This window comes from Streptomyces sp. MI02-7b (assembly GCF_033793585.1).
Lineage (GTDB): Bacteria > Actinomycetota > Actinomycetes > Streptomycetales > Streptomycetaceae > Actinacidiphila.
Window position 1 is genome coordinate 1 of record NZ_JARAWX010000030.1, and the last position, 22,444, is coordinate 22,444.

At 74.9% G+C, this 22,444-nt stretch carries 14 protein-coding genes; 10 read left to right on the forward strand and 4 right to left on the reverse strand.

Annotated elements, in window-relative coordinates:
- The 9 genes from PV364_RS34660 to PV364_RS34700 form a co-directional block, all read left to right on the forward strand.
- A partial coding sequence (locus tag PV364_RS34660) for a polysaccharide deacetylase family protein (protein WP_319664670.1) occupies window positions 1-790 on the forward strand: 790 nt, incomplete at its 5' end.
- 36 nt (window positions 791-826) lie between these two features.
- Entirely contained in the window at window positions 827-1,642 is an 816-nt protein-coding gene (locus PV364_RS34665; protein ID WP_319664671.1) for a tyrosine-protein phosphatase, read from the forward strand.
- Between the two features lie 53 nt (window positions 1,643-1,695).
- Window positions 1,696-4,197 carry a SpoIIE family protein phosphatase gene (locus PV364_RS34670; RefSeq protein ID WP_319664672.1) on the forward strand — a complete coding sequence of 834 codons (2,502 nt, stop codon included), beginning with the start codon at window positions 1,696-1,698 and terminating at the stop codon, window positions 4,195-4,197.
- 522 nt (window positions 4,198-4,719) lie between these two features.
- Window positions 4,720-5,526, forward strand: coding sequence for an ABC transporter ATP-binding protein (locus tag PV364_RS34675; protein ID WP_319664674.1), 807 nt, complete (start codon window positions 4,720-4,722; stop codon window positions 5,524-5,526).
- Entirely contained in the window at window positions 5,519-6,235 is a 717-nt protein-coding gene (locus tag PV364_RS34680) for an ABC transporter ATP-binding protein (RefSeq protein WP_319664675.1), read from the forward strand. The genes PV364_RS34675 and PV364_RS34680 overlap by 8 nt, the downstream gene beginning before the upstream one ends.
- Window positions 6,236-6,265: 30 nt before the next feature.
- A complete protein-coding gene (locus PV364_RS34685; RefSeq protein WP_319664676.1) occupies window positions 6,266-7,111 on the forward strand; it encodes a branched-chain amino acid ABC transporter permease in 846 nt (281 codons plus the stop codon).
- A 6-nt stretch (window positions 7,112-7,117) separates the two neighbouring features.
- On the forward strand, window positions 7,118-8,233 hold the full coding sequence (locus PV364_RS34690) for a branched-chain amino acid ABC transporter permease (RefSeq protein WP_319664677.1): 1,116 nt from the start codon (window positions 7,118-7,120) through the stop codon (window positions 8,231-8,233).
- Window positions 8,234-8,309: 76 nt separating this feature from the next.
- The gene (locus tag PV364_RS34695; RefSeq protein WP_319664678.1) at window positions 8,310-9,632 is read left to right on the forward strand and encodes an ABC transporter substrate-binding protein; all 1,323 of its coding nucleotides are present in this window, start codon (window positions 8,310-8,312) and stop codon (window positions 9,630-9,632) included.
- Between the two features lie 73 nt (window positions 9,633-9,705).
- The gene (locus PV364_RS34700; protein ID WP_319664679.1) at window positions 9,706-10,434 is read left to right on the forward strand and encodes a helix-turn-helix domain-containing protein; all 729 of its coding nucleotides are present in this window, start codon (window positions 9,706-9,708) and stop codon (window positions 10,432-10,434) included.
- Here the strand turns inward: PV364_RS34700 and PV364_RS34705 are convergent.
- The 4 genes from PV364_RS34705 to PV364_RS34720 form a co-directional block, all read right to left on the reverse strand.
- Window positions 10,422-11,525, reverse strand: a complete 1,104-nt coding sequence (locus PV364_RS34705) for a mechanosensitive ion channel family protein (protein WP_319664681.1) — start codon at window positions 11,523-11,525, stop codon at window positions 10,422-10,424. The two genes, PV364_RS34700 and PV364_RS34705, sit on opposite strands and share 13 nt — an antisense overlap.
- Window positions 11,526-11,812: 287 nt before the next feature.
- Entirely contained in the window at window positions 11,813-13,837 is a 2,025-nt protein-coding gene (gene fusA, locus PV364_RS34710) for an elongation factor G (RefSeq protein ID WP_319664683.1), read from the reverse strand.
- Window positions 13,838-14,828: 991 nt separating this feature from the next.
- Complete coding sequence (locus PV364_RS34715; protein WP_319664684.1) at window positions 14,829-18,584, reverse strand: helix-turn-helix domain-containing protein; 3,756 nt, start codon at window positions 18,582-18,584, stop codon at window positions 14,829-14,831.
- A gap of 1,345 nt (window positions 18,585-19,929) precedes the next feature.
- The gene (locus PV364_RS34720; protein ID WP_319664686.1) at window positions 19,930-20,511 is read right to left on the reverse strand and encodes a helix-turn-helix domain-containing protein; all 582 of its coding nucleotides are present in this window, start codon (window positions 20,509-20,511) and stop codon (window positions 19,930-19,932) included.
- Between the two features lie 309 nt (window positions 20,512-20,820).
- Here PV364_RS34720 and PV364_RS34725 point away from each other — a divergent pair, with 309 nt between their 5' ends.
- The gene (locus tag PV364_RS34725) at window positions 20,821-22,278 is read left to right on the forward strand and encodes an MFS transporter (protein WP_319664688.1); all 1,458 of its coding nucleotides are present in this window, start codon (window positions 20,821-20,823) and stop codon (window positions 22,276-22,278) included.
- Window positions 22,279-22,444 lie beyond the last annotated feature (166 nt).

The following is a 22,444-nucleotide window of genomic DNA, read 5'->3' on the forward strand; positions in this document are numbered from 1 at the left end:
GGCCAGCACGGCGCCCGCGGCCCCCACCGCCCCGGCCCCGGCCCCCGCCCGGCCCACGCACCACCGCGCCGCCGCCCCGGCGCACCGGACGCACACGGCGCCCGCCCCGGCACGCTCCGCCACCCCGCCGGCCCCGCACCGCACGACCTCCGGCACCCCGGCCCACGCGCCTGCCGCCGGCCGCGTCGACCAGTCCATCCAGCACGGCGCGGAGGGCGGCGGGAAGTCGGTCGCGCTGACCTTCGACGACGGACCGGACCCGACGTGGACCCCGAAGGTGCTCCAGGTGCTCGCGGCGCACCACGCCAAGGCCACCTTCTGCGAGATCGGCCCCAACGCCACGGCCCACCCGGACCTCGTCAAGAAGATCACCGCCGCCGGTCACCGGCTCTGCGACCACTCCGTCCACCACGACGAGGCCCAGAGCGGCAAGTCCGCCGACTACAACCGCCACGAGATCGTCGACGCGCAGCAGGAGATATCGCGCGCCGCCGGTCCCGGCGACCCGGTCTGGTACTACCGCGCCCCGGGCGGCGACTTCTCGCCCGCCATCCGCGCGATAGCCGCCGGCCACGGCCTGCGCCCGCTCGGCTGGACCGTGGACTCCGAGGACTGGCGCCGTCCCGGTGTCGACTCCATCCTCAAGAACGTGAACACCGAGCTCCGGCCCGGCGGGATCATCCTCATGCACGACGGCGGCGGCGACCGGTCGCAGACCGTCCAGGCCCTGGGGACCCTGCTCGACCGCCTCGACGCGGCCGGCTACACCTACACCTTCCCCGGCCGCTGAATCGCGCGGGCGGCCCGCCCGTCGCACCATGAGCACATGGCTACCGGGAGCGCCATCGACGCCGGGACCGTGGTGAACCTGCGGGACCTCGGCGGGATCCCGCTGTCCGGCGCGGGCCCGGGACGGGTGGTGCGCCCCGGGGTGGTGCTGCGCTCCGGCCCGCTCGACCGCTACGACGCCGGCGCCGACCCGGACGTCGCGGGGCTCGGCATCCGTACGGTGGTCGACCTGCGCACCCACGAGGAGCGGGCCGGCGCCCCCGACGTCCTCCCCGAGGGCGCGCGGCTGTTCGTCGCCGACGTCCTGGGCGACCGCCCCGACCTGCCGGCCGCACGGCTGCCCGCCCTGCTCGGCGACCCGGCGGGGGCGCGCCGGGAGCTCGGCGGAGGCCGGGCCGAGGAGCTGATGACGCGGGCGTACGAGCGGATGGTGCGGTCCCCGCGGGCGTGCTCCGCGTTCTGCGCCCTGCTGGAGACCGCGGCGGACCCGGCGGCGCGCCCCGTGCTCTTCCACTGCGCGGCGGGCAAGGACCGCACCGGGTGGGCGAGCACGGTCCTGCTGACCCTGCTGGGCGCGGATCCCGCGGTGGTGGAGCGGGAGTTCCTGTCGGTCAATCCCGCGGTGCGCGAGGCCTTCGGGCCGGAACTGCGCCGTTTCGAGGCGGCCGGCGGCGACCCGGGGATCGCGGACGCGGTCGTCGAGGTGCGCCCGCGCTACCTGGAGGCGGCGCTGCGCACGGTGACGGAGGGCTGGGGCGACGTGCCCGGCTATGTGCGCCACGGCCTGCGACTGCCCGACGCCGCGGTGCAACGGCTCCGGGAGGGACTGGTCGCCCCCGGCTCCCGAGCGTGACAATTCTGCGCACACGGGCTGCGCGGGCGCCCCGGAGACGGTGTAATGACGTCGTGGTCAGCGACGGCGCGAAGGGACGCAGAGTTCGGACGCTGTCGGCCGAGCTCGCGCTCAAGACGCTCCGATCCGGTCCGGAGCACTCCGGACGCCTCAGATCCGTCATGGAACAGGCGCTGGTCTTCACCGGCGCGACGCTGGTCGCCGTCTACCTTCCCGCCGAGGAGGGCGGGCAGCTGCGCCTGGCCGCCTCGGCGGGAGTACCGCGCACGCTGTACGGCCTGCGGGGGCGTTACCCGGCGGACGGGGGCTCCCCCATGGCCGTCGCCGTCCGGCGGAACCGGCCGGTCAGCGCCACCACGGGTGTCCCGGACGCCCCCGGCACCCCGGCGGAGGGCGAGCCGCCGGAAGGGGCGGCCCCGTTCGACGCGCCGCTGATCGCGCTGCCGGTGCGGGCCGGGGAGGACGGCGTGGGATGCCTGGTCGCCGTCACCGACGATCCGGCGGGCTTCGACGTCGAGGACCGGCAGTGCCTGGAGCTCTACGCCGGGGCCGTGGCCTGCCCCGGGCAGGAGTCAGCGACCGACGAGCCGCCCGAGCCGCCCGGGGCGCGGCCCGACCGCGGGGCCCGCGACTTCGACCTCGCCATGGACACCGGGCGGATCCAGGTGGACGACGAGGTCCTGGCACTGTTCGGACTGGCCCCGGCGGACTTCGACGGCCGGGTGGACACCCTGCTGGCGCTGACCGTGCCGGAGGACCTGCCGACCGTCATGTCCGTCGTCGAGGCCGGTCATATGGCGACCGGCGAACGCGAGTTGGAGTTCCGCATCCGCCGGCCCTCCGGTGAACTGCGCTGGCTGCGGCTGCGCGGGCACGTGGTACTCGCCCCGGACGGCCGCCCCGCGCGGCTGGTGGGCACCGTCGGCGACACCTCACGGCTGCGCTCCGGGGTCAACGACGTGGGCCGGATCCAGCAACTGGCGACCGATCTGTCGAACGCCTCGACGGTCCAGGAGGTCAGCCAGGTCGTGGCCACGGCCCTGCGCGGACCGCTCGGCGCCGACCGGATCGCGCTGGCGGAGGTCGAGACCGACCGGCTGGTGGTGACCGTGCTCGACCCCGCGGACCAGGCGGCCTGGCCCGAGGTGTGGCGCAGCGAGTGGCGCACGGAGTGGCCGGACGCGCCGACCCGCTCGATGCCGACGCTGGCGACCGCGCTGCGCGAGGGCAGGATCGCCTTCTGCCCGCCGGGGACGCCGCTGGAACCCGCGCTGTCCGGGGTGGGCCCCGGAGGGCTGGCCGTGCTGCCGCTGCCCGCCGCGGGGCGGGTGGTCGGGTGCTGTCTGATCGGCTGGGACACCCCGCACGAATTCGCCCCCGACGAACGGGCGGTGCTGACCGCGGCCGCCGGTCTCGCGGGCCAGGCGCTGGTCCGGGTACGGGCCTTCGACGCCGAGCACGAACTCGTCGCCACCCTCCAGCGCACCCTGCTCCCCCGCCGGCTGCCCGAACTGCCCGGCGGCATCGCCGTCGCCCGCTATCTGCCGACCACCGGCGGCCTGGAGGTCGGCGGCGACTGGTACGACGTCATCCACCTGCAGGACCACCACGTCGCCCTGGTCATCGGCGACGTGCAGGGGCACAACGCGGGCGCGGCCACGCTCATGGGCCAGATGCGCACGGCGATCCGCGCGTACGCGGTGGAGGGGCACCCTCCCGACGTCGTCGTCTCGCACGCCAACCGGCTGCTCATGGGCATGGAGACCGATCTGTTCGCCACGTGCTGCTACGTGTCCATCGACATGGAGGAGGGCAGCGGCTGGTGTGTCCGCGCCGGTCACCTGCCCCCGGTCCTGCGGCTGCCCGACGGCGGGACGGAGACGGTGGAGGGCGACGGTGGGCCGCCGCTCGGGGTCATCGCGCACGCCGACTTCCCGTTGATCCCGCTGCGCCTGCGCCCGGGCACCGTACTGGCGCTGACCACCGACGGGCTGGTGGAGTCCACCGAGCTCCACTACGACGAGGGCATGCGGCGCCTTTCCACGACGCTGTCCGGCACCGACCCGGGCCACCTGGGCCTGATGGCCGACGCCCTGCTGGACGGCGCCACCCGCGGCGACGACATCGCCCTGCTGCTCATGCGTTACGACGGCATGGCGGTCAAGCCCGTCCGTGAGAGCTGGACGGTGTGGCGGCTGCCCGACGCCGCGTCGCACGCCCGTCGTTTCACCGGCCGGACGCTGCGGTCGTGGGGGCTGCCGGGCGACGAGGTGGACACCGCGCTCCTGGTGGTGTCCGAACTCGTCACCAACGCCCTGGTCCACACCGACGGGCAGGTCCGGCTCGACCTCACCCTCATCGGCGACCGGCTGCGCATCGCGGTCGGTGACGCCTCTCCCCGCACCCCCGTGAAGCCCGCCATCGTCAGCTGGCAGGACACCGGCGGCCGCGGCATCCTCCTCGTCGAGGCGGTGTCCACGGCGTGGGGCACGGTGCCGCTCAGCGGCGGCAAGCAGGTCTGGAGCGAGCTGACGGTGCCGGCGCGACCCGTCTGACCGCCCCTGGTCAGCGGGACCCGCCACCGGCCGGATCGGCCGTCACGGGCGCCACCCCGGGAACGGGCGCCTCGGCGCACTGCCACCCGGAAACGCGGTGCTGCGGGCGCTATGGGCCGGGTGGCCGCGGCAGTTGAGTCAAGACCGCTTCAAAACCGTGACCTGCCGCCCCTCTTCACGACATGCCGACCAGTCGGTATCGTGCGGCCACCCCGGAGCGCCCCCGGGGGCGTACCGGCCCTGCCCGCTGGGAGACCACGTGACGACGTACTTCGGCGACACCCGGCACCATCCGTCCGCGCATGCCCGTCCTGCCGTGCCCGGCTGAACCGGCCGAGCGCCGCGGGCCGTCGCGGTCCGCGGTCCCGGACGCAGCCCGCGCACGACCGAATCCGATTCTGATTCTGGTTCTCGTCCGGTGCTGGTGCTGGTCCCCGTTCGGGTTCCGGTTCCGGTTCCGGAAGGCACCGGCCCCTGTCCCTCTTCTCCCGCCCCGCCGAACTCCCCTAGGAAGGGTGACTGGTGGAAAGCCTCCTGCGGATCGACGACCTCAAAGTCTCCTTCGGTGGTCTGTCCGCGCTCGACGCGGTGTCCTTGTCGGTCCGGCCCGGCGAAGTGCTCGGCGTGATCGGGCCCAACGGCGCCGGCAAGACCACCCTGTTCAACGCCGTCTGCGGCTTCGTGCGCCCCGCCGCCGGCACGCTGTACTGGCAGGACCGCCCGGTGTCCTGGCCGCGCCCGCACCAGCTGGCCCGGCTGGGCATCGCCCGCACGCTCCAAGGGCTCGGCCTGTTCCCCCGGCTGACCGTGCTGGAGAACGTGATGGTGGGCGCCACCCGGCACGCCCGGGCGGGCTTCGCCTCGGCGCTGCTCGGGCTGCCCCGTTCCGACCGTGACGAACGCCTGCTGCGGCACCGCGCCCTGGCGGTACTGCGCGAACTCGGGGCGGAGGACGTCGCCGGCCGGCTGCCCGGCGAACTCCCCTACGGCGTGCAGAAACAGGTGGCGCTGGCCCGCGCGCTGGCCGGGGAGCCGCGCCTGCTGCTGCTCGACGAACCGGCCTCCGGGCTGTCCGAGGCGGAGATGCGCCGGCTCGGCGAGGTGATCGGCGGCCTGCGGGAGCGGATGGCGGTCGTCATCGTCGAGCACCACATGGACCTCGTGATGAGCGTCTGCGACCGGGTCCTGGTCCTGGACTTCGGCCGTGCCATCGCCCAGGGGACGCCCGACGAGGTGCGCGACGACCCGCTCGTCACCGAGGCCTACCTCGGCGACGAGGTCACCGAGGAGACACCGCACGCGACGCGAGAGGAGTCCTCCCGTGCTTGAGATCGACGGCCTCGCCGTCCACTACGGCATGGTCCGGGCCCTGGACGAGGTCTCCCTGACGGTGGACCAGGGCTCCATCACCGCCGTCCTCGGGGCCAACGGCGCCGGGAAGACCACCCTGCTGCGCGCGGTCCACGGGCTGGTCCGGCCGCGCGCCGGGCGGATCGTGCTGGACGGCGCGGACATCACCCGCCTTCCGGTGGAGGACGCCGTCCGCCGCGGACTCGCCCATGTGCCCGAGGGCCGCGGGGTGATCACCGAACTGAGCGTCCACGACAACCTGCGCCTGGGCGGCCTCTGGCGCGGCCGCGCCGAGCGCGGGGCCAGGCTCGGCGAGGGGCTCGACGAGGTGTACGCGCTCTTCCCCGCGCTGGCCGAACGCCGGGCCCGGCCCGCCGAGACGCTCTCCGGCGGCGAACGGCAGATGCTCGCCATCGGGCGCGCCCTGATGACCCGGCCGCGGCTGCTGCTGCTCGACGAGCCGTCGCTCGGGCTCGCGCCCCGCGTCACCGCCCAGATCCTCGCCGTCCTGCGGGAGTTGCGGGACCGGCAGGGACTGACCGTGCTGCTCGTGGAGCAGAACGCGCGCAGCGCGCTGTCCGTCGCGGACCACGGTGTCGTGCTGAACCTGGGACGGGTCGTCGCCGCCGACGCGGCCGCCCGTCTCGCCACCGCGGACGACCTCCGCCACGCCTATCTGGGGTTCTGAATGTATTTCATCAATCTGACACTCGGCGGGGTGAGCAGCGGCATCGTCTACGCGGCGGTCGCGCTCTCCCTGGTGCTGATCTGGCGGGCGACGCGGATCGTCAACTTCGCCCAGGGCGGCATGCTGATGATCACGACCTTCGTGGCGCTCGGCGTCATCCACGCGACGGGTTCCTACTGGGCCGGGCTGCTGGCGGCCCTGGCCGCCGGCTTCCTGCTGGGCGCGGTGGTGGAACGGCTGCTGGTGCGGCCGGTGGAGAACGCCCCGCCGATGAACGCGGTCATCGTCACCCTCGGCCTGCTGCTGTTCCTCCAGGCGGTCGCCGGGATGGTGTGGGGCGGCTCGCCGCGCTCCTTCCCGCCGCTGCTGGGCATCCAGGGGTTCGGCATCGGCGGCGCGCGGCTGCTGCTGTCGCCGTCGGACCTGTTCACCATCGGCGCCGTGCTGGTGGTCATGGCCCTGCTGGTCGTCCTGTTCCGTGCCACGCCGGTGGGGCTGCGGATGCGTGCCGCGGCCTTCGCGCCGGAGGTGGCGCGGATGTTCGGTGTGCGCGTCGGACGGGTGCTCACCCTGGGGTGGGCGCTGGCCGGGGCGGTCGGCGCGCTCGCCGGCGTGCTGATCGCGCCGACGACGTTCGTCGGGCCCAACCAGTTCGACGCGGTGCTGGTCTTCGGCTTCGCCGCGGCCGTCGTCGGCGGCCTGGACAGTCCGCCGGGCGCGGTGGTCGGCGGGCTGGTGGTCGGGCTGACGCTGAGCTACGTCTCGGGCTACCTGGGCTCCGAAGTGGCCCTGCTGGGCGCGCTGGTGGTGCTGATGGCGGTGCTCATGGTGCGGCCGAACGGGCTGTTCTCGCGTACCTCCGTGCGACGGGTCTGAGGCGCCATGACCGAGACGACCGACACCAACGACACCAACGACTCGGCCGGCACGACGAAGCCCCCAGCCGCCGCGGCCTCCGCCCCGGGCCGGCCCGCGTGGCTGCGCCCGGCACTCGACCGGACGCTGGTCCGGCACCTGCTGCCCGGCGCTCTGGCCCTGATCGTGCTGTGCGCCGTCACCGCCGCCCTGCCGCCGTTCCAGGACCTCCAGGTCGCCAACATCGCGACCTACGTGTGCGCGGTCGCCGGGCTGACGGTGCTGACCGGTCTCAACGGCCAGATCTCGCTGGGCCACGGCGCCCTGATGGCGGTCGGCGCCTACGGCACCGGGCTGTTCCTCACCAACCTGGCCTGGCCGCTGCCGGTGGCCCTGGTGGCCGGCACGGCGGTCACGGCCGCGGTCGGCGCCCTCGTCGGCACCGCGGCGGCCCGGCTGCAGGGCCCGTACCTCGCGGGCGCGACGCTGACCCTGGCGGTGGGCCTGCCCGCCCTGGCCAACTACCGGCACCTGTCGGACCTGCTCGGCGGCGAGAACGGCCTGGTGGTGGCCACTCCCCCGCCGCCCGCGGCGCTCGGCGCGTACTTCCCGCTGGAGCGCTGGCAGGCGTGGATCTGCCTGCTGTGCGCGGTGGTCGTCCTGGTCCTCCTCGCCGACCTCGGCCGCAGCCGGGTGGGCCGGTCGTGGCGGGCGATCCGGGACGACGAGGACGCGGCGGCGCTCGCCGGCATCCCCGTGGCCCGGCTGCGGGTGCTCGCCTTCGTCGTCAGCGCCGCCTGCGCGGGCCTGGGCGGCGGCCTGCTCGCGGTGGTCAGTTCGCTGGCGGCACCCGGGGCGTTCCCGCTGGCCCTGTCGCTGTCGCTGCTGACCGGGGCGGTGCTCGGCGGGCTGGGCAGCCTCGCGGGCGCGGTCTACGGGTCGATCGCGCTCGTCCTGCTCCCCACCTGGACCGGGGACGTCGCGGACGCGCTGCACCTGTCACGGGGCTTCTACGCGAATCTGCCGCTCGCCCTGTTCGGCCTCGTCCTCGTCCTGTCGATGCTCGTCTTCCCGCAGGGCATCCAGGGCGCCCTGGTCCGGCTCGCCCGGCGGTTGCGGGCGGGGCGTCGCGCCCCGTCCTGACCGCTCTCCCCCTTGACGCACGACCCCGCACATCCGTCCATCACCCACCGAATCCGATTCGGTTCCAGGAGGGGCCATGAGAAGAAGTCTCCGCACCGCACTCCGCTCACGCCTGCATCTGCGCGCCACGGCCGCGGCGGCCGTCCTCGCGCTCGCCCTCACCGCGTGCGGTGGCGACTCCGGCGGCGGTTCGGCGCCGGGCGTCACCAAGGACAGCATCGTCATCGGCAGCCACCAGCCGCTCACCGGTCCGGCGGCTCCTGGCTACAGCAACGTCTCGCAGGGGGCGAAGGCGTACTTCGACTACGTCAACGACCACGGCGGGGTCAACGGCCGCAAGATCGACTTCCGGTACCGGGACGACGCGTACAACCCGACCGAGACAGTGAAGATCACCAAGGAACTCGTCCTGCAGGACCGGGTCTTCGCGATGCTCGGCGGGCTCGGCACCCCGACGCACACCAAGGTGGTGGACTTCCTCAACGCCCAGCGCGTGCCCGACCTGTTCGTCTCCTCCGGCTGCCGCTGCTGGGACGAGCCGAAGAAGCACCCGCAGACCTTCGGCTGGCAGCCCGACTACGTCGTCGAGGGCAAGATCCTCGGCCAGTACATCAAGGAGCACTTCGCCGGCAAGAAGATCGCGTACTTCTACCAGGGCGACGACTTCGGCAAGGACGGCGTGGCAGGGCTCGACCAGTTCATCCCGGCCGACCAGGTCGTCAGCCGGCAGAGCTACCAGCCCGGCGGCACCGACATCAGCCCGCAGGTCGCGGCCATCGCCGCCAAGAAGGCCGATGTCGTCGTGCTGTTCACCATCCCCAGCTACACGGCGCTGTTCAAGCTCACCTCGGTCAAGCTGCGCTACAACCCGCAGCTGGTGGTGACCAACGTCGGCTCCGACCCGACCACGCTGGGCGGTCTGCTGGACGCGTACGTGAAGAAGGCGGGCGGCACCGCCGACGTCGCCGCGCTGATGGACGGCATCATCACCGACACCTACATGCCGCCGACCACGGACACCTCCAACAGCTGGATCAAGCTGTTCCGTTCGATTCACGACAAGTACATCCCCAAGACGCCCTTCGAGGGCAACGTGGAGTTCGGGATGTCCATGGCCTACACCTTCGTGCAGGCCCTCAAGGGCGCCGGGAAGGACCCCACGCGCGAGTCGCTGGTCAAGGCCGTGGAGAAGGGCGGCTTCACCGGCCCCGGCCTGGTGCCGTTCCGCTTCAGCGCCGACTCCCACGCCGGCTACACCGGGGTGCAGATCGGCACGCTGAAGGGATCGCAGATCAGCCTGGAGGGCGCACCGCTGGTCACCGACAGCGGGACCGGCCCGATCACGGAGTACACCACCGCGCCGCCCGAGGCGCCCGCCGACGGCATCCCGGCATCCTGACCGAAGGGACCGAAGAGACCGAAGGGTAGTGTTCTGCCCCACCAGGCAGTGACGACGGACGAGGGGTCCCGGTATGGGCGACGCACAGGGCGACGAGCCGCTCGTCGGCGCTTCCCCTGACGCCCCGGCCGCGGACCCGGGTCCCGGGCCCGCGGCCGCCCCCGCGACCGCGCCGGCCCGGACGCCCAGCCGCGCCGAGACCACCCGCCAGGCCCTGCTCAAGGCCGCGCGGGAGGTCTTCGGCGAGGCCGGCTACAACGCCGCCGGCATAGCCGAGGTGGTGCGCCGCGCGGACGCCAGCGTGGGCGGCCTCTACCACCACTTCGACGGCAAGGCCGACCTCTTCCTGGCGCTCTGGGAAGAGTTCCGCGCCGCGCAGGCCCACGCCGCCGCGCAGGCCGTGGCCCGGTGCCGCGCGGCCGGCGGGAGCCACCCCCGCGCGCTCTTCCTCACCGGCGCCCGCGCCTACCTGGAACACACCTGGGCCCGGCGCGAGATGGCCAAGCTCTTCTATACCGGCGACACCCCGCCGGGCTTCGACGTGATGGGCCGCCGGAACCTGCGGACCTGGATCCACCACAACGCGACCCTGCTCGGCACCAGCCGGGAGGAGCCGGGCGACCGCGCGCTGCTCATCGCCCTGACCACGACCATCGCGGAGATCGGCCGCGAACTGGTGGCCTGCGACAACGCGTACGAGGCGGCCGCCCTCACCGACAGTGCCGTCGAACTCATCGACGGGCTCTGCGACTTCGCCCCGGGAGGGGCGCGCCACCCGGTCCGGCAGCCTCAGATGCGCTGATCCGGGGCCTGCGCCGTGTCGCGCTGGCGCGGCAGGGCGACCCCGGCCGAGCCCCCCTTGCCGTCCTCCTGACGGAGCATCACCGTGCGGGTGGGGTAGGAAATCTCGATGCCCTCCTCCTGGTAGCGGCGGTGCAGGCGTTTGAGGAACTCGTGCTTGATCCGGTACTGCTCTCCGTACTCGGAGGTCCGCAGGATCACCGAGAAGTCGATGCGGGACTCGCCGAAGGTGTGGAACCGCACCGCCGGTTCGTGCGCGGGCACGCCGCCCTCGACGCCCGCCATCACCTCGGCCGCGACCTCGACCGTCACCCGCTCCACGTGCTCCAGGTCGTTGCCGTAGCCGACGCCCGCCTGCACGATGAGCGACATCTGCTGCTCGGGCTGGTGGTAGTTGGTGGCGATCGCGCCGGCCAGCTTGGCGTTGGGGATGATCACCAGGTTGTCGGAGAGCTGGCGCACCACGGTGTTGCGCCAGTTGATGTCGACGACGTAGCCCTCCTCGCCGCTGCTCAGCCGGATGTAGTCACCGGGCTGCACGGTCTTGGAGGCGAGGATGTGCACGCCGGCGAAGAGGTTGGCGAGGGTGTCCTGCAGCGCGAGGGCGACGGCGAGACCGCCGACGCCCAGGGCCGTTATCAGCGGCGCCACGGAGATGCCGAGCGTCTGGAGCAGTACCAGGCCGCCCATGGCCAGCACCGCGACGCGGGTGATGTTGACGAAGATCGTCGCCGAGGCCGCCACGCCGGACCGCGACAGCGCGACCGACCGCACCGTCTCGGCCACCATGCGCGCGGCGGCGACCGAGGCGGCGAGGATCAGCAGGGCGACCAGGACCTGGTTGACCGTGCGGTCCACCGCGTGCTGCAGCGGGAGCGCGGCGGCGCCCGCCCACGCCCCGGCCCCCAGGACCGACCACGGCACCAGGGTGCGCAGCGCGGTGACGACGATGTCGTCACCGTCCCACCGCGTCCGGGTCGCCCGTTCGCCGAGCCAGCGCAGCGCCAGCCGCAGCGCCAGCGCCGCCACCAGGCCCGCGCCGAACCAGGCGCCGGCGACCATCAGGTCGTGCATCGTCAGCGCACGGTTCACCGGCCCGCTCCCGCCGTGCGTACGGATCCACCCACGGGACGGGGGACGTGCTGTGTCGTCACTTGTCGCCTTATCGCTCTGGGGACGTCGAGAAAGCGCGCCGGACATCCCTCGTCCGTGCGCGATCTTCACCATCCTGCCGCAGTGGTCACCCCGCGCGCATGTCGCGGACCGGACAACGGGAAGCATCGCGCCCCGCCTTGGGCGGCGCCCCGCGCACCGGAACGGCGCACGCGGCGGCCGGTCCCGCTCCCACCACGTGGTGGGGGCGGGACCGGCCCCGCGACCTACCGCACGCCGTCCGGCACCCGGGCATAGCCGCCGGCCCGGGCGGTGAACGTGCCGCGGCCCTGGGTGCGGCCGCGCAGCCGGGTCGCGTATCCGAACAGCTCGGCCAGCGGGACGGTCGCGGTCAGCACGGCCGTGCCCGCCCGGGCCGACTGGCCGGTGACACGGCCGCGGCGGGCCGCCAGATCGCCGAGCACCGCGCCGACCGCGTCGCCGGGCACGGTGACGGTGACCTCGGCCACCGGCTCCAGCAGGACCGTCCCGCCCGCGCGCAACGCGTCACGGAGCGCGAACCGGCCCGCCGCGCGGAAGGCCGCCTCCGAGGAGTCCTTCACGTGCGTGGCCCCGTCGGTGAGCGTGACCCGCAGGCCGGTGACCCGGTGGCCGCCGAGCGGCCCCTCGGCCAGGGCGTCCCGGCAGCCGGCCTCGACCGCCCGGACGTACTCCCTGGGCACCCGGCCGCCGGTGACCGCCGAGACGAACACGAAGTCCTCGTCGTGGGGCTCCACGTCGATCACCACCTGGGCGAACTGGCCCGCGCCGCCGTCCTGTTTGACGTGCCGGTGCACCCACCCGGCCACGCCGCGCACCACGGTCTCGCGATGGGCGACCTGCGGGCGGCCGACGCCGACCTCCAGCCCGTGGGCGCGGCGCACCTTCTCCACCGCGACCTCCAGGTGCAGTTCACCCATGCCGGACAGCACGGTCTGACCCGTCTCCGGGTCGGTCCGGACCGTCAGCGACGGGTCCTCCTCCACGAGCCGGGCCAGTGCCGCCGCCAGCCGCTCCGTGTCACCGCTCCGCCGCGCCTCGACCGCGACGGTGACGACCGGCTCGGCCGTTCCGGGCGGTTCGAGGACCAGGGGCGCCGCCGGATCGCACAGCGTCGCGCCGGCGCCGGCCGCCTTCACCCCGACGACCGCGACGATGTCCCCGGCCACCGCGCGGTCGACGTCGACATGCCGGTCCGCCTGGACCCGCAGGATGCGCCCGACGCGCTCGGTGCGCCCGGCCCGTGCGTCCAGCACCGTGTCCCCCTTTCTCAGCGTTCCCTCGTACACCCGCACATAGGTCAGCCGTCCCGTCGCGCTCGCGGCGACCTTGAACACCAGGGCGGCGAACGGCTGCCGCGGGTCGGCCGCCGTACGCACCGGCGGGACGTCCAGCGGTGACGGCAGGTACGCCACCACGGCGTCCAGCAGCGGCTCGATGCCGCGGTCCCGGTAGGCCGATCCGCACAGCACGACCACGCCCTCCCCGGTACGGGTCAGGTCGCGCAACGCCGTGCGCAGCGTCGCCTCCGTCAGCCGCCCGTCCGCGCAGAACTCCTCCAGCGCGGCCTGGTGCAGCCCGGCCACCGTCTCCTCCAGCAGCCGTCTCCGGCGCCCGGCCTCCTCGCGGAGGCCGCCGGGCACCTCGCCGTCCTCGTACGCCGCGCCGCCGGCCCGCCACGTGAGCGCGCGCATGCGGAGCAGGTCCACCACCCCGGTGAAGCCGTCCTCGCGCCCGATCGGCAGCTGGACCACCAGCGGGACGACGTGCAGCCGGTCGTGGATCGACGCCACCGCCGTGTCCAGGTCGGCCCCGGCGCGGTCCAGCTTGTTCACGAACGCGATCCGCGGCACGCCGTGCCGGTCGGCCTGCCGCCACACCGACTCGCTCTGCGGCTCGACGCCCGCGACGGCGTCGAAGACCGCGACCGCGCCGTCGAGCACGCGCAAGGAGCGTTCCACCTCGTCGGAGAAGTCGACATGGCCCGGTGTGTCGATGAGGTTGAGCCGGTGACCGTCCCAGTCGCAGCTCACCGCAGCGGCGAAGATGGTGATGCCGCGGTCGCGCTCCTGCGGGTCGAAGTCGGTGACGGTCGTGCCGTCGTGGACCTCGCCGCGCTTGTAGGTGACGCCGGTGACGTACAGGATCCGCTCGGTGACGGTGGTCTTGCCGGCGTCGACGTGGGCGAGGATGCCCAGATTGCGGACGGTGCGGACGGTTCGGACGGCGGGCAGGGGGTGGACGGTGCGCATGGCCCGTTGCCTTTCGGGTGATCAGGTGCGATCGGGAGGGGCGGCGCGATTCCCGGACGGGACGCCCCGGCAAGGGGGCGTCGGGACCTCCGCGGTGACCTGGGGGCGGCAGGGCGTACCCGGCCGGCGGCCCTGCCTTCGGGCCGCGGTCGTGCGGGGGATCAGAAAGTCGTCGCGGGCGTCCGGTGCGGGCCGCGCGGCCGGCACCGGGCCGCGGAAGACACCAGGATCACCTCGTGGCCTGACGGGGGAACGACGGCTGCGGTGCGGCAACGCACGGCCCGGCTCCCCTCGTTCGGCACGGAACACGCCGCGGTCTCGGGGCGGCGCGTGATCGATCGCGAGCGTAGCGGGCGGCACGCGCCCGGGTCACCGGGTTTTCCGCGCGGCGACGCGGAGCGCGCGAAGCGCCGGATGCCGTCCCGCGCGGTGGCCGGTGCGAGGGGGTACGCGGCACGGGGATGCGGACGGTCCCGCCGCGGGCGGTGGCGGCCGGCTGCCCTGCCGACGGGAACGAGGGCCGCTGCCGGCGAGTCCGCCAAGGTACGACTCGCCAGGCGTCATCTGGCAGCGGGCACGGCCAACGCAGGCGGGCCCACCGGGGCCGGGGCCCGGCCGGGCAGCAGACGCCGCTGACGCCGGGAGTCGAAGGACCACGCCGACAGGCCCAGTCGACCCGCACGACGCAGGACGCGGCGCCCCGGCCGACGTACAGTGGCGCACAGAGCTCGCCCCCGACGTGTGCTCCGGCAAGCCTCCGGCCGGACGTCATCACACGCCGGACACTGCCGACAGGACCGAACCCACCCACCGGCACCACCGGTCCCGGACACGGCGCCGACCAACGCCCGGCCCCAGCCGAGACCAGCACGAACAGCCCGCCACCGCCGGCCGGAGAGAACCCCCGACCCGCACGACCGGCCCGGGACACGGCGGACACCGACGCCCCTGCCGCGGCCGACAGCGGCACGCGGAGCGCGCCCACGCACCGTCAACTCCCGCAGGCCCCCGGCCAGGCGTAGTCGGGGAGCAGGCGCCGCCAGCGCTGGCGGTCGGAGGGGCCCGCCAGGCGGCACAGGCGGGCGGTGCGGTGGTGGACGTCGGGGTCCCAGAGCCGGATCGTGCCGTCGTTGCCGGCGCTGGCCACGGTCGCCCCGTCCGGGCTGAAGGCGACGCTCCACGCGGCCCGGGTGTGGCCGGTCAGGGTCGCGGTGAGCCGCCGTGCCGCCGGGTCCCAGAGCCGGACGGTGCGGTCGTTGCCGCTGCTGGCGAGGGTGCGTCCGTCCGGCGCGAAGGCGACACCGCGCACGGAGCCGGTGTGGCTGGTGAGGACGCCCGCCGCGCGCGCGTGCGGCACGTCCCAGAGCCGCACGGTGCCGTCGTTGCCGCTGCTGGCGAGCGTCCGCCCGTCCGGCGCGAAGGCGACGCCCCGCACGGAGCCGGTGTGCCCGTTGAGGACGGCATCGGCACGTCGGGTCCCGGTGTCCCACAGCCGCAGCGTCAGGTCGTCGCTGCCACTGGCCAGCCGGCGGCCGTCCGGGCTGAAGGCGACGCAGTTCACGAAGTCGGTGTGCCCGGCGAGGACGGCCACCTGGCGTCGGGCGGCGGTGTCCCAGAGGCGGACCGTGCGGTCGGCGGAGCCGGTCGCCAGGGTCCGCCCGTCGGGGCTGAACGCGAGGGCGAACACGGCGCCCTCGTGGCCGCGCAGGACGGCGGCGCTCCGCCGCGTCCGGGTGTCCCACAGCCGCACGGTGCGGTCGGCCCCCGCCGAGGCGAGCCACCGGCCGTCCGGACTGAACGCGACGTCGTAGACCGGCCCGCTGTGGCCGGTGAGCGTGTACGCGGGGACGTGCCGGGCCATGTCCCAGACCCGTACGGTGCCGTCGCCCCCGGCCGAGGCCAGGGACCGCCCGTCGGGGCTGAACGCGGCCTTCCACACCTCGGTGACGGGGGTGCCGGCCAGGGTGCTGCGGCGCAGGTCCCACAGCACGACGGTCCTGTCGAAGCCCGCGCTCGCGACCATGTCGCCGTCGGGGGCCACGGCGACGGAGAGCACGTAGTCGGTGTGGCCGGTGAGGGTGCCGACCTGCAGGTGGGTGCGGGTGTCCCAGCGGATGACGGTGCCGTCGCCGCCGGCCGAGAGGACGGTGTGGCCGCCGGGGCCGAAGGCGAGGCCGTTCACGTCGTCGTCGTGGCCGGTGAGCGTCGCCGTGCGGCGCGGGCCGGTGACGTCCCACAGCCGCACGGTGCGGTCGGCGCCGCCGCTGGCCAGGGTGCGCCCGTCGGGGCTGAACGCGAGGGCCAGCACGTCGCCGCCGTGGCCGCGCAGGACGGCCACGTTCCGGCGGGTCCGGGTGTCCCACAGCCGCACGGTGCGGTCCGCCCCGGCCGAGGCGAGCAGCGAGCCCCGGGGCCGGAAGGCCAGCGCGAGAACCTCGTCCGTGTGGCCGGTGAGGACGGCGGTCCTGCGGCGAGTGGCGACGTCCCACAGGCACACCGTGCCGTCACCGCCGGCCGATGCCAGCGTGCGCCCGTCTGGGGCGAACGCCACGGCGCGTACGGCTCCCTGATGGGCCGCCAGGACGGCGAGCGCACGGCGTCGCGGCACCGACCACAGCCGGATGGTGCCGTCGGTGCTCCCCGAGGCGAGCAGCCGCCCGTCGGGCGAGAAGACCACCGACCGGACGGGTCCCCGGTGCCCGGTCAGCACCGCGGCGCCGGTCCGGGAGGCGACGTGCCACAGCCGCACCGTGCGGTCGGAGCCAGCCGAGGCCAGCAGCCGCCGGTCGGGCGAGAACACCACCGAGTTGACGGCGGCGGTGTGCCCGGTGAGCCGCCCGGCGAAGGTGTCGGCCTGTGTGCTGAGCAGCGCCCCGCGGGCCTCGGTGGTGTGCGCGGTGCGGTAGGCGGCCTCGGCCAGCAGCATCGCCGCCTCCGGGCGGCCCACGGCCAGTTGGGCCGAGTGTGCCGCCATGGCCTGCGAGAGCGCGGTGGCGCGCTGCTGGTCGGCGGCGAACCGCTGCTCCACCGCCACGCCGCCGGCCAGTACCGCGAGGACGAGCAGGACCGCCAGCACGACCACGCCCATGCGCTGCTGCCGGGCCCTGCGGCGTACGAGGAGTCGGCGCAGATCCTCCTCGCCGGTGGAGGCGGCGAGGAAGTCGGCTTCGAGCGGACTGAGTTCACCGGGCCGGCGGCCGGGTCCCGCCGCCCACTCGCGGGTGGCGGCCAGCCGGGTGCCACGGTAGAGCAGCCCGGGGTCGCGGCCCTCGCGTTCCCACTCGCGGGCGGCCGCCGTGAGCTGCTGGTGCAGCAGCAGGTCGGCGCGGGCGGCGTGCACCCAGGTCCGCAGCCGCGGCCAGGCGCGCAGCAGCGCCTCGTGGACGATCTCCACATGGTCGGCGTCCACGGTCAGCAGCCGCGCGGCGACGAAGGCGTCCAGCGCGGTACGGGCCGCCTCTGCGTCGGGCAGCCCGTCGAGGAGGTCCGCGGTGCCGCGGGGGCGCCGGGACTGCTCGTTGTCCTCGCCGACCCGCACGAGGCGCAGCAGCAGCCGGCGGGCGGCCTCCTGTTCGGCCGGCGACAGCGACGTGAACAGGGCCTCGGCGGCGGTCGCGACGGAGCCGTGGATGCCGCCCGCGGCAAGGTAGCCCGCCACGGTCATGGTGCGGCCCGACCGCTGCCGCCAGGTGGCCATCAGGGCGTGGGCCAGCAGCGGGAGCGATCCCGGAGAGCCGCCGGGAGCGGTGTCGTCCCCGTCCGCCACGCCGCCCGGTGCCTGCGCGCCGAGGTCCCGCAACAGCACCTCGACCAGGCCGGGTTCGAGCTCGGTGCCCTCCTCCTCGGCGGGCCGCATGATGCACGCGCGCAACTCCCCGGGGCTCATGGCACCCAGCGCGAACAGGCCGTCGCTGACGACCGGTACGAGCGCGGGGTGCTCCAGGCAGCGGCCGGTGACGTCGGCGCGGATCCCGAGGACGACGGCGGCCTCGCGGGACGCCGCGAGGCCCGTGAGGGCGGCGATGAAGGCGCGCCGCTCGGCCTCGTCGTCGCACAGGGTGAAGGTTTCCTCGAACTGGTCGACCACGACGACCAGTCCCGTGTCCCCGGCCCGGGCGCCGATCGCCGCGACGAGGGCGGTCGCGCGGGCGGCGTGCGTTCCCCCCTCGGGCGGACCGTCGTCGAGCCCGGCGGCGAGCGGCACGGCGCGCAGCGCGTGCGCCAGGGCGTCCAGCGGCCGGGCGGTCGGTGTGCACACCACGACCGGCCAGTGCCCGTACGGCCCTCCGGCCAGGGCGGGAACCAGACCGGCCCGCAGCAGCGACGACTTCCCGGCCCCGGACGGGGCGACCACGGCCAGCGGCCCCTCGCCGACGCGCAGTTCGAGGCGGCGCAGGAGCTCCGCGACGGCCCGTTCACGCCCGAAGAACCGCGCCGCGTCCTCGGTTCCGTAGGCGGACAGCCCGGGATAGGGACAGGGTGCCGCCGCGTCGCCGTCCCCCGCTGGGGGCACGGGCGGCAGCAGGGCGAGCAGTTCGCCCCCGGCGTCCAGGGCCTCGTCGCAGAGCCGGGCGAGGTCGGCGTTGACCGGCTTGCCGCCCGTCTCGATCTTGCTCAGGTACCCCTTGCTGTAGTGGGTGCGGCGCGCCAGCGCGGCGAGCGACAGGCCGCGCTTGAGACGCAGTTCGCGCAGCGCCGGACCGAACGCCCCGGTCGGCGCGGTCGGCTGGTCTGGTGTCCGGTCCATCCGCTCCCCGCCGCGTACGGCGCGGTGGGCGCCGTTCCCTGTCTCCCGGCCGCTCCGCCGGCGTGCCCGTCGCAGGATCAGGAGCGACGAGGAGCGGAGCGCGGTTCCCAGGGTCGCCGCGGCGCGGGGCGCACGGACGAGAACAGGCCACGGGCCGGCGCCGGCCCACCACCCCCGTGAGTGGTGGGACGACGCCGCCCGTGGCGGTCGGAACGGCCGCACGGCAGCGACCCGTGCGGGGACTCAGCCGGTCGGCGGGGCGGGGCGGCCCGGTGCCCCGGCCCGCGGGGCGCCTCGGCGGCGCAGGCGCCCGCGGTCCCCGGGCCCGGCGCCCCGCATCCCGCGGAACTCCCCTTCACAGCGGGGCGGTTCGGCCGGACCACCGCCTTCCGGGACAGAGCCGTGGCCGGCTTCCCGGCGCGGTGGCCCGCTCGACGCGGTGCCCGCGCCGGTGCGTTCCGGACCGCGGCCGGCGCGCCGGGCGGACCCCCTCCGCCACCCGGTGCGCCGCCTCGGGGCCGGTGCCCGGCCCTCTCCCCGCGGGCGGCGACGGCAGGAACGCGCGCCGGCGCCGAACTCCCATGCGGCCCTCCCCCTCCGGACGACGTTCCGCGTGCCGCCTCGCCCGCGTCGGCCCTCACGGTGACCCCCAACCGGCCGCCAGGGACAGGGGTTTCCCGTTTCCTCTTGGTCACGCGGCCAAAAAAGCCCAGGCCGGAGCGGGTCAGTGACGCAGAACACCGGCGGCCGGACAGGCCGGCGCCCGCGCGCGGAACGGTACTTGTCCTGATCTCGCCGCTCGGCGCGGCGGGAACGGGGCGCGGCTCACGGCGCCGGCCCGAGGCGCACATTCCGGAACGCCTGAGCCTCAGGCACATCGCGTTCCGTGCCCCCGAAACGATCCGACCAGCGAGCCGCCGCGTCCCCGGCAGCGCGGGTCGGGCCGACCTACAGTCGGCACACCGCGCGCGCCGGGAAGCCGGGCGACGACCCGACCAGCGGTCACCGGCACCCCGCACCGCCGTCCCGCGGATGCGCGGCGGTCCGTCCCGGGCCGCGGCGAACGCCTCGACCGGGGCCCCGTGTCGGGAACGCGGGCACAGCACACGGCCCCGGCCCACCCGGCGCGACAACAACAGCAGCCTTCTCCGCACCGGCCGCCCGGGACCGTCCCCCGTCCGAGGCGCACGATCCGAAACGCCTGAGCCCCAGGCACATCGCGTTCCGCGCGGTCGGCACACCGCGCGCGCCGGGAAGCCGGGCGCACGGCGAGGGTGGTGGCAACGGCGCGGCGGCCACGGCGACCGGCCCTGCCGCACCGCACCGCACCGCGGAAACCGCGGCGTCAGCGCCGGAAGGTCCGCACCCCGTCCAGTGCGACGCCCATGACGCGGTCGCGCTGGGTGTCGTCGGGGAAGCTGGTGGAGCTGATTCCCGAGACCATGCGGAGCAGGTCGTCGAAAGAGACGTCGGTACGGGCCTCGCCCGCCTTCTGGGCGCGTTCGAAGAGCGGGCCGCCGGCCTGGTACATGGAGTCTCGGCAGGCCAGGAAGACGTCGGACTCGTTGTTGAGGGCCTCGCGGATGGCCCGCTTCGTCACGGTGTAGTCGACGAAGCGGCGCAGCCAGGAGGTCAGCGCGTCCCAGGGCTCCAGGGCGGCGACGTCCCGGGCGACCCGGCACAGCTCGTTGACCTCGTCCGCGTAGACGGACTCGAAGAGGTGCCGGCGGGTCGGGAAGTTCCGGTAGAGCGTGGCGATGCCCACACCCGCGCGGCGGGCGATGTCCTCCAGCGAGGCTTCGGCGCCGTTCTCGGCGAAGGCCTCACGCGCGGCCGCGAGCAGGGCGTCGTAGTTGCGGGCGGCGTCCCTGCGGTGCGGACGCTGGGCCGCGACGATTTCGCTGACGGGATACGGCTGGGCCGTCACTTCTGCCTCCCCGGCCGGAACAGTTTGAAGTGGAGGGTTGCCTCCGCTACAGTGGAGGCGTACCTCCACTTTAACAGCAGGGGGCGCACTTCCGGCGACACGTGTCACCACACGCGCCGACCGCGCCCCGATTCGCCCCCTTGAGGGCCTTGCACCGGTGCAACGCCCTCCACCGACATCCGGCGGACGCCGGCGCGCCCGGGCACGGCCCGCGCCCCGCCCGTCCGTCCGTCCCGTTCCACCAGCCCGCTCGTCACACCGCGGCCGGCAGCCCGGCCGCGCCCTGTCCGGATTCGGAGAGGCTCCTTCATGCCCCGACGCTCCACCCGCCTCACCTTCGCGGTCCTCGCGACCGGTGCGGGCGTGTTCTCGATGCTGCAGTCGCTGATCGCACCGGCCCTGCCGACCGTCCAGCACGCGCTGCACACGTCCCAGTCCACCGCGACCTGGGTGATGACGGCGTACCTGCTGTCCGCCTCGATCTTCACGCCGATCCTCGGCCGCCTCGGCGACCTCGTCGGCAAGAAGCGCACCCTCGTCGGCGTCCTGGTCGTCCTGACGCTCGGCTGCCTGCTCGCCGCGCTCGCCCCGACGATCGGCGTCCTGATCATCGCCCGCGTCGTCCAGGGCATCGGCGGCGCCCTGTTCCCGCTGTCCTTCGGCATCATCCGGGACGAGTTCGCGCCCAGCCGGGTCAGCCCCAGCATCAGCAACCTGTCCGCGGTGATCGCCGCGGGCGGCGGCGTCGGCATCGTCGCGGCGGGCCCCATCGTCTCCGCCCTCGACTACCGCTGGCTGTTCTGGATCCCGGTCGCCATCGTCGCCGTCACCGCGCTCATAGCCTTCCGCTACGTCCCCGAGTCCCCCAGCCGCGCCGACGGCCGCGTCAACTGGCTCGGCGCCGCCCTCCTGTCCGGCTGGCTCGTCGCCCTGCTCCTGCCGCTGAGCCAGGCCGGCAACTGGGGCTGGACCTCGGTCCGCGTGATCGGGCTGTTCGTCGCCGCGGTGGTGCTCTTCGCCCTGTGGCTGCTCGCCGAGGCACGCTCCCGCCACCCGCTGATCGACCTGCGCATCATGCGCCTGCGCGCGGTGTGGACGACCAACACCGCCGGTCTCCTCTTCGGCGCCGGCATGTACGCGATCTGGTCCTTCCTCCCCGGCTTCGCCCAGACCCCGCGCGCCGCGGGCTACGGCTTCGGGGCGAGCGTCACCTCGGCCGGCCTGCTGATGCTGCCGATGCTGATCGCGATGTTCTTCTCCGGCGTGCTCAGCGGCCGCCTCGAACCGGTCGTGGGCGCCAAGCGCCTGCTCGTCGCTGGGGCCGCCCTCGGCGCGGTGGCCTGCGGCTTCCTCGCCGCCTGGCACGACCAGCAGTGGCAGGTCGCCACCTCGGCCGGCATCTTCGGCCTCGGCATCGGCCTGGCCTTCGCCTCGATGGCCAACCTGATCGTCCGCAGCGTCCCGCCGGAGCAGACCGGCGCCGCCAGCGGCATGAACGCCAACATCCGCACCATCGGCGGCTCCATCGGCGCCGCCGTCACCAGCGTCCTGGTCACCAGCCGCCTGCAGCCCTCCGGGCTGCCCTACGCCTCCGGTTACACCCACGGATTCGCCCTGCTCGCGGTCCTGCTGCTCGCCGCGTCCCTGGCCGCCCTCCTCGTCCCGGGGCACCATCGCCGGCACGCGGCGGGCGGCGTCGTCCGGGCCTCGGACACCCCGGCCGTGGCCGAGGCGAAGGCCGAGGTCGAGGCGGTGGCGGGCGGCTGACCGCGCGCGGCCCACGCCGCCACCGCACGCCGCCGGCCACGGGAGTTCCCGTGGCCGGCGGCCGCCTGCCCGTACGCGGTGAAGCGGCCGCGCGCCGCGGTTCGCCCGGGTCCCCCGGCCGCCGGGGGCGGCGGCTGCCGCCCGCTCCCGGCGGCCGCCGGCGGTC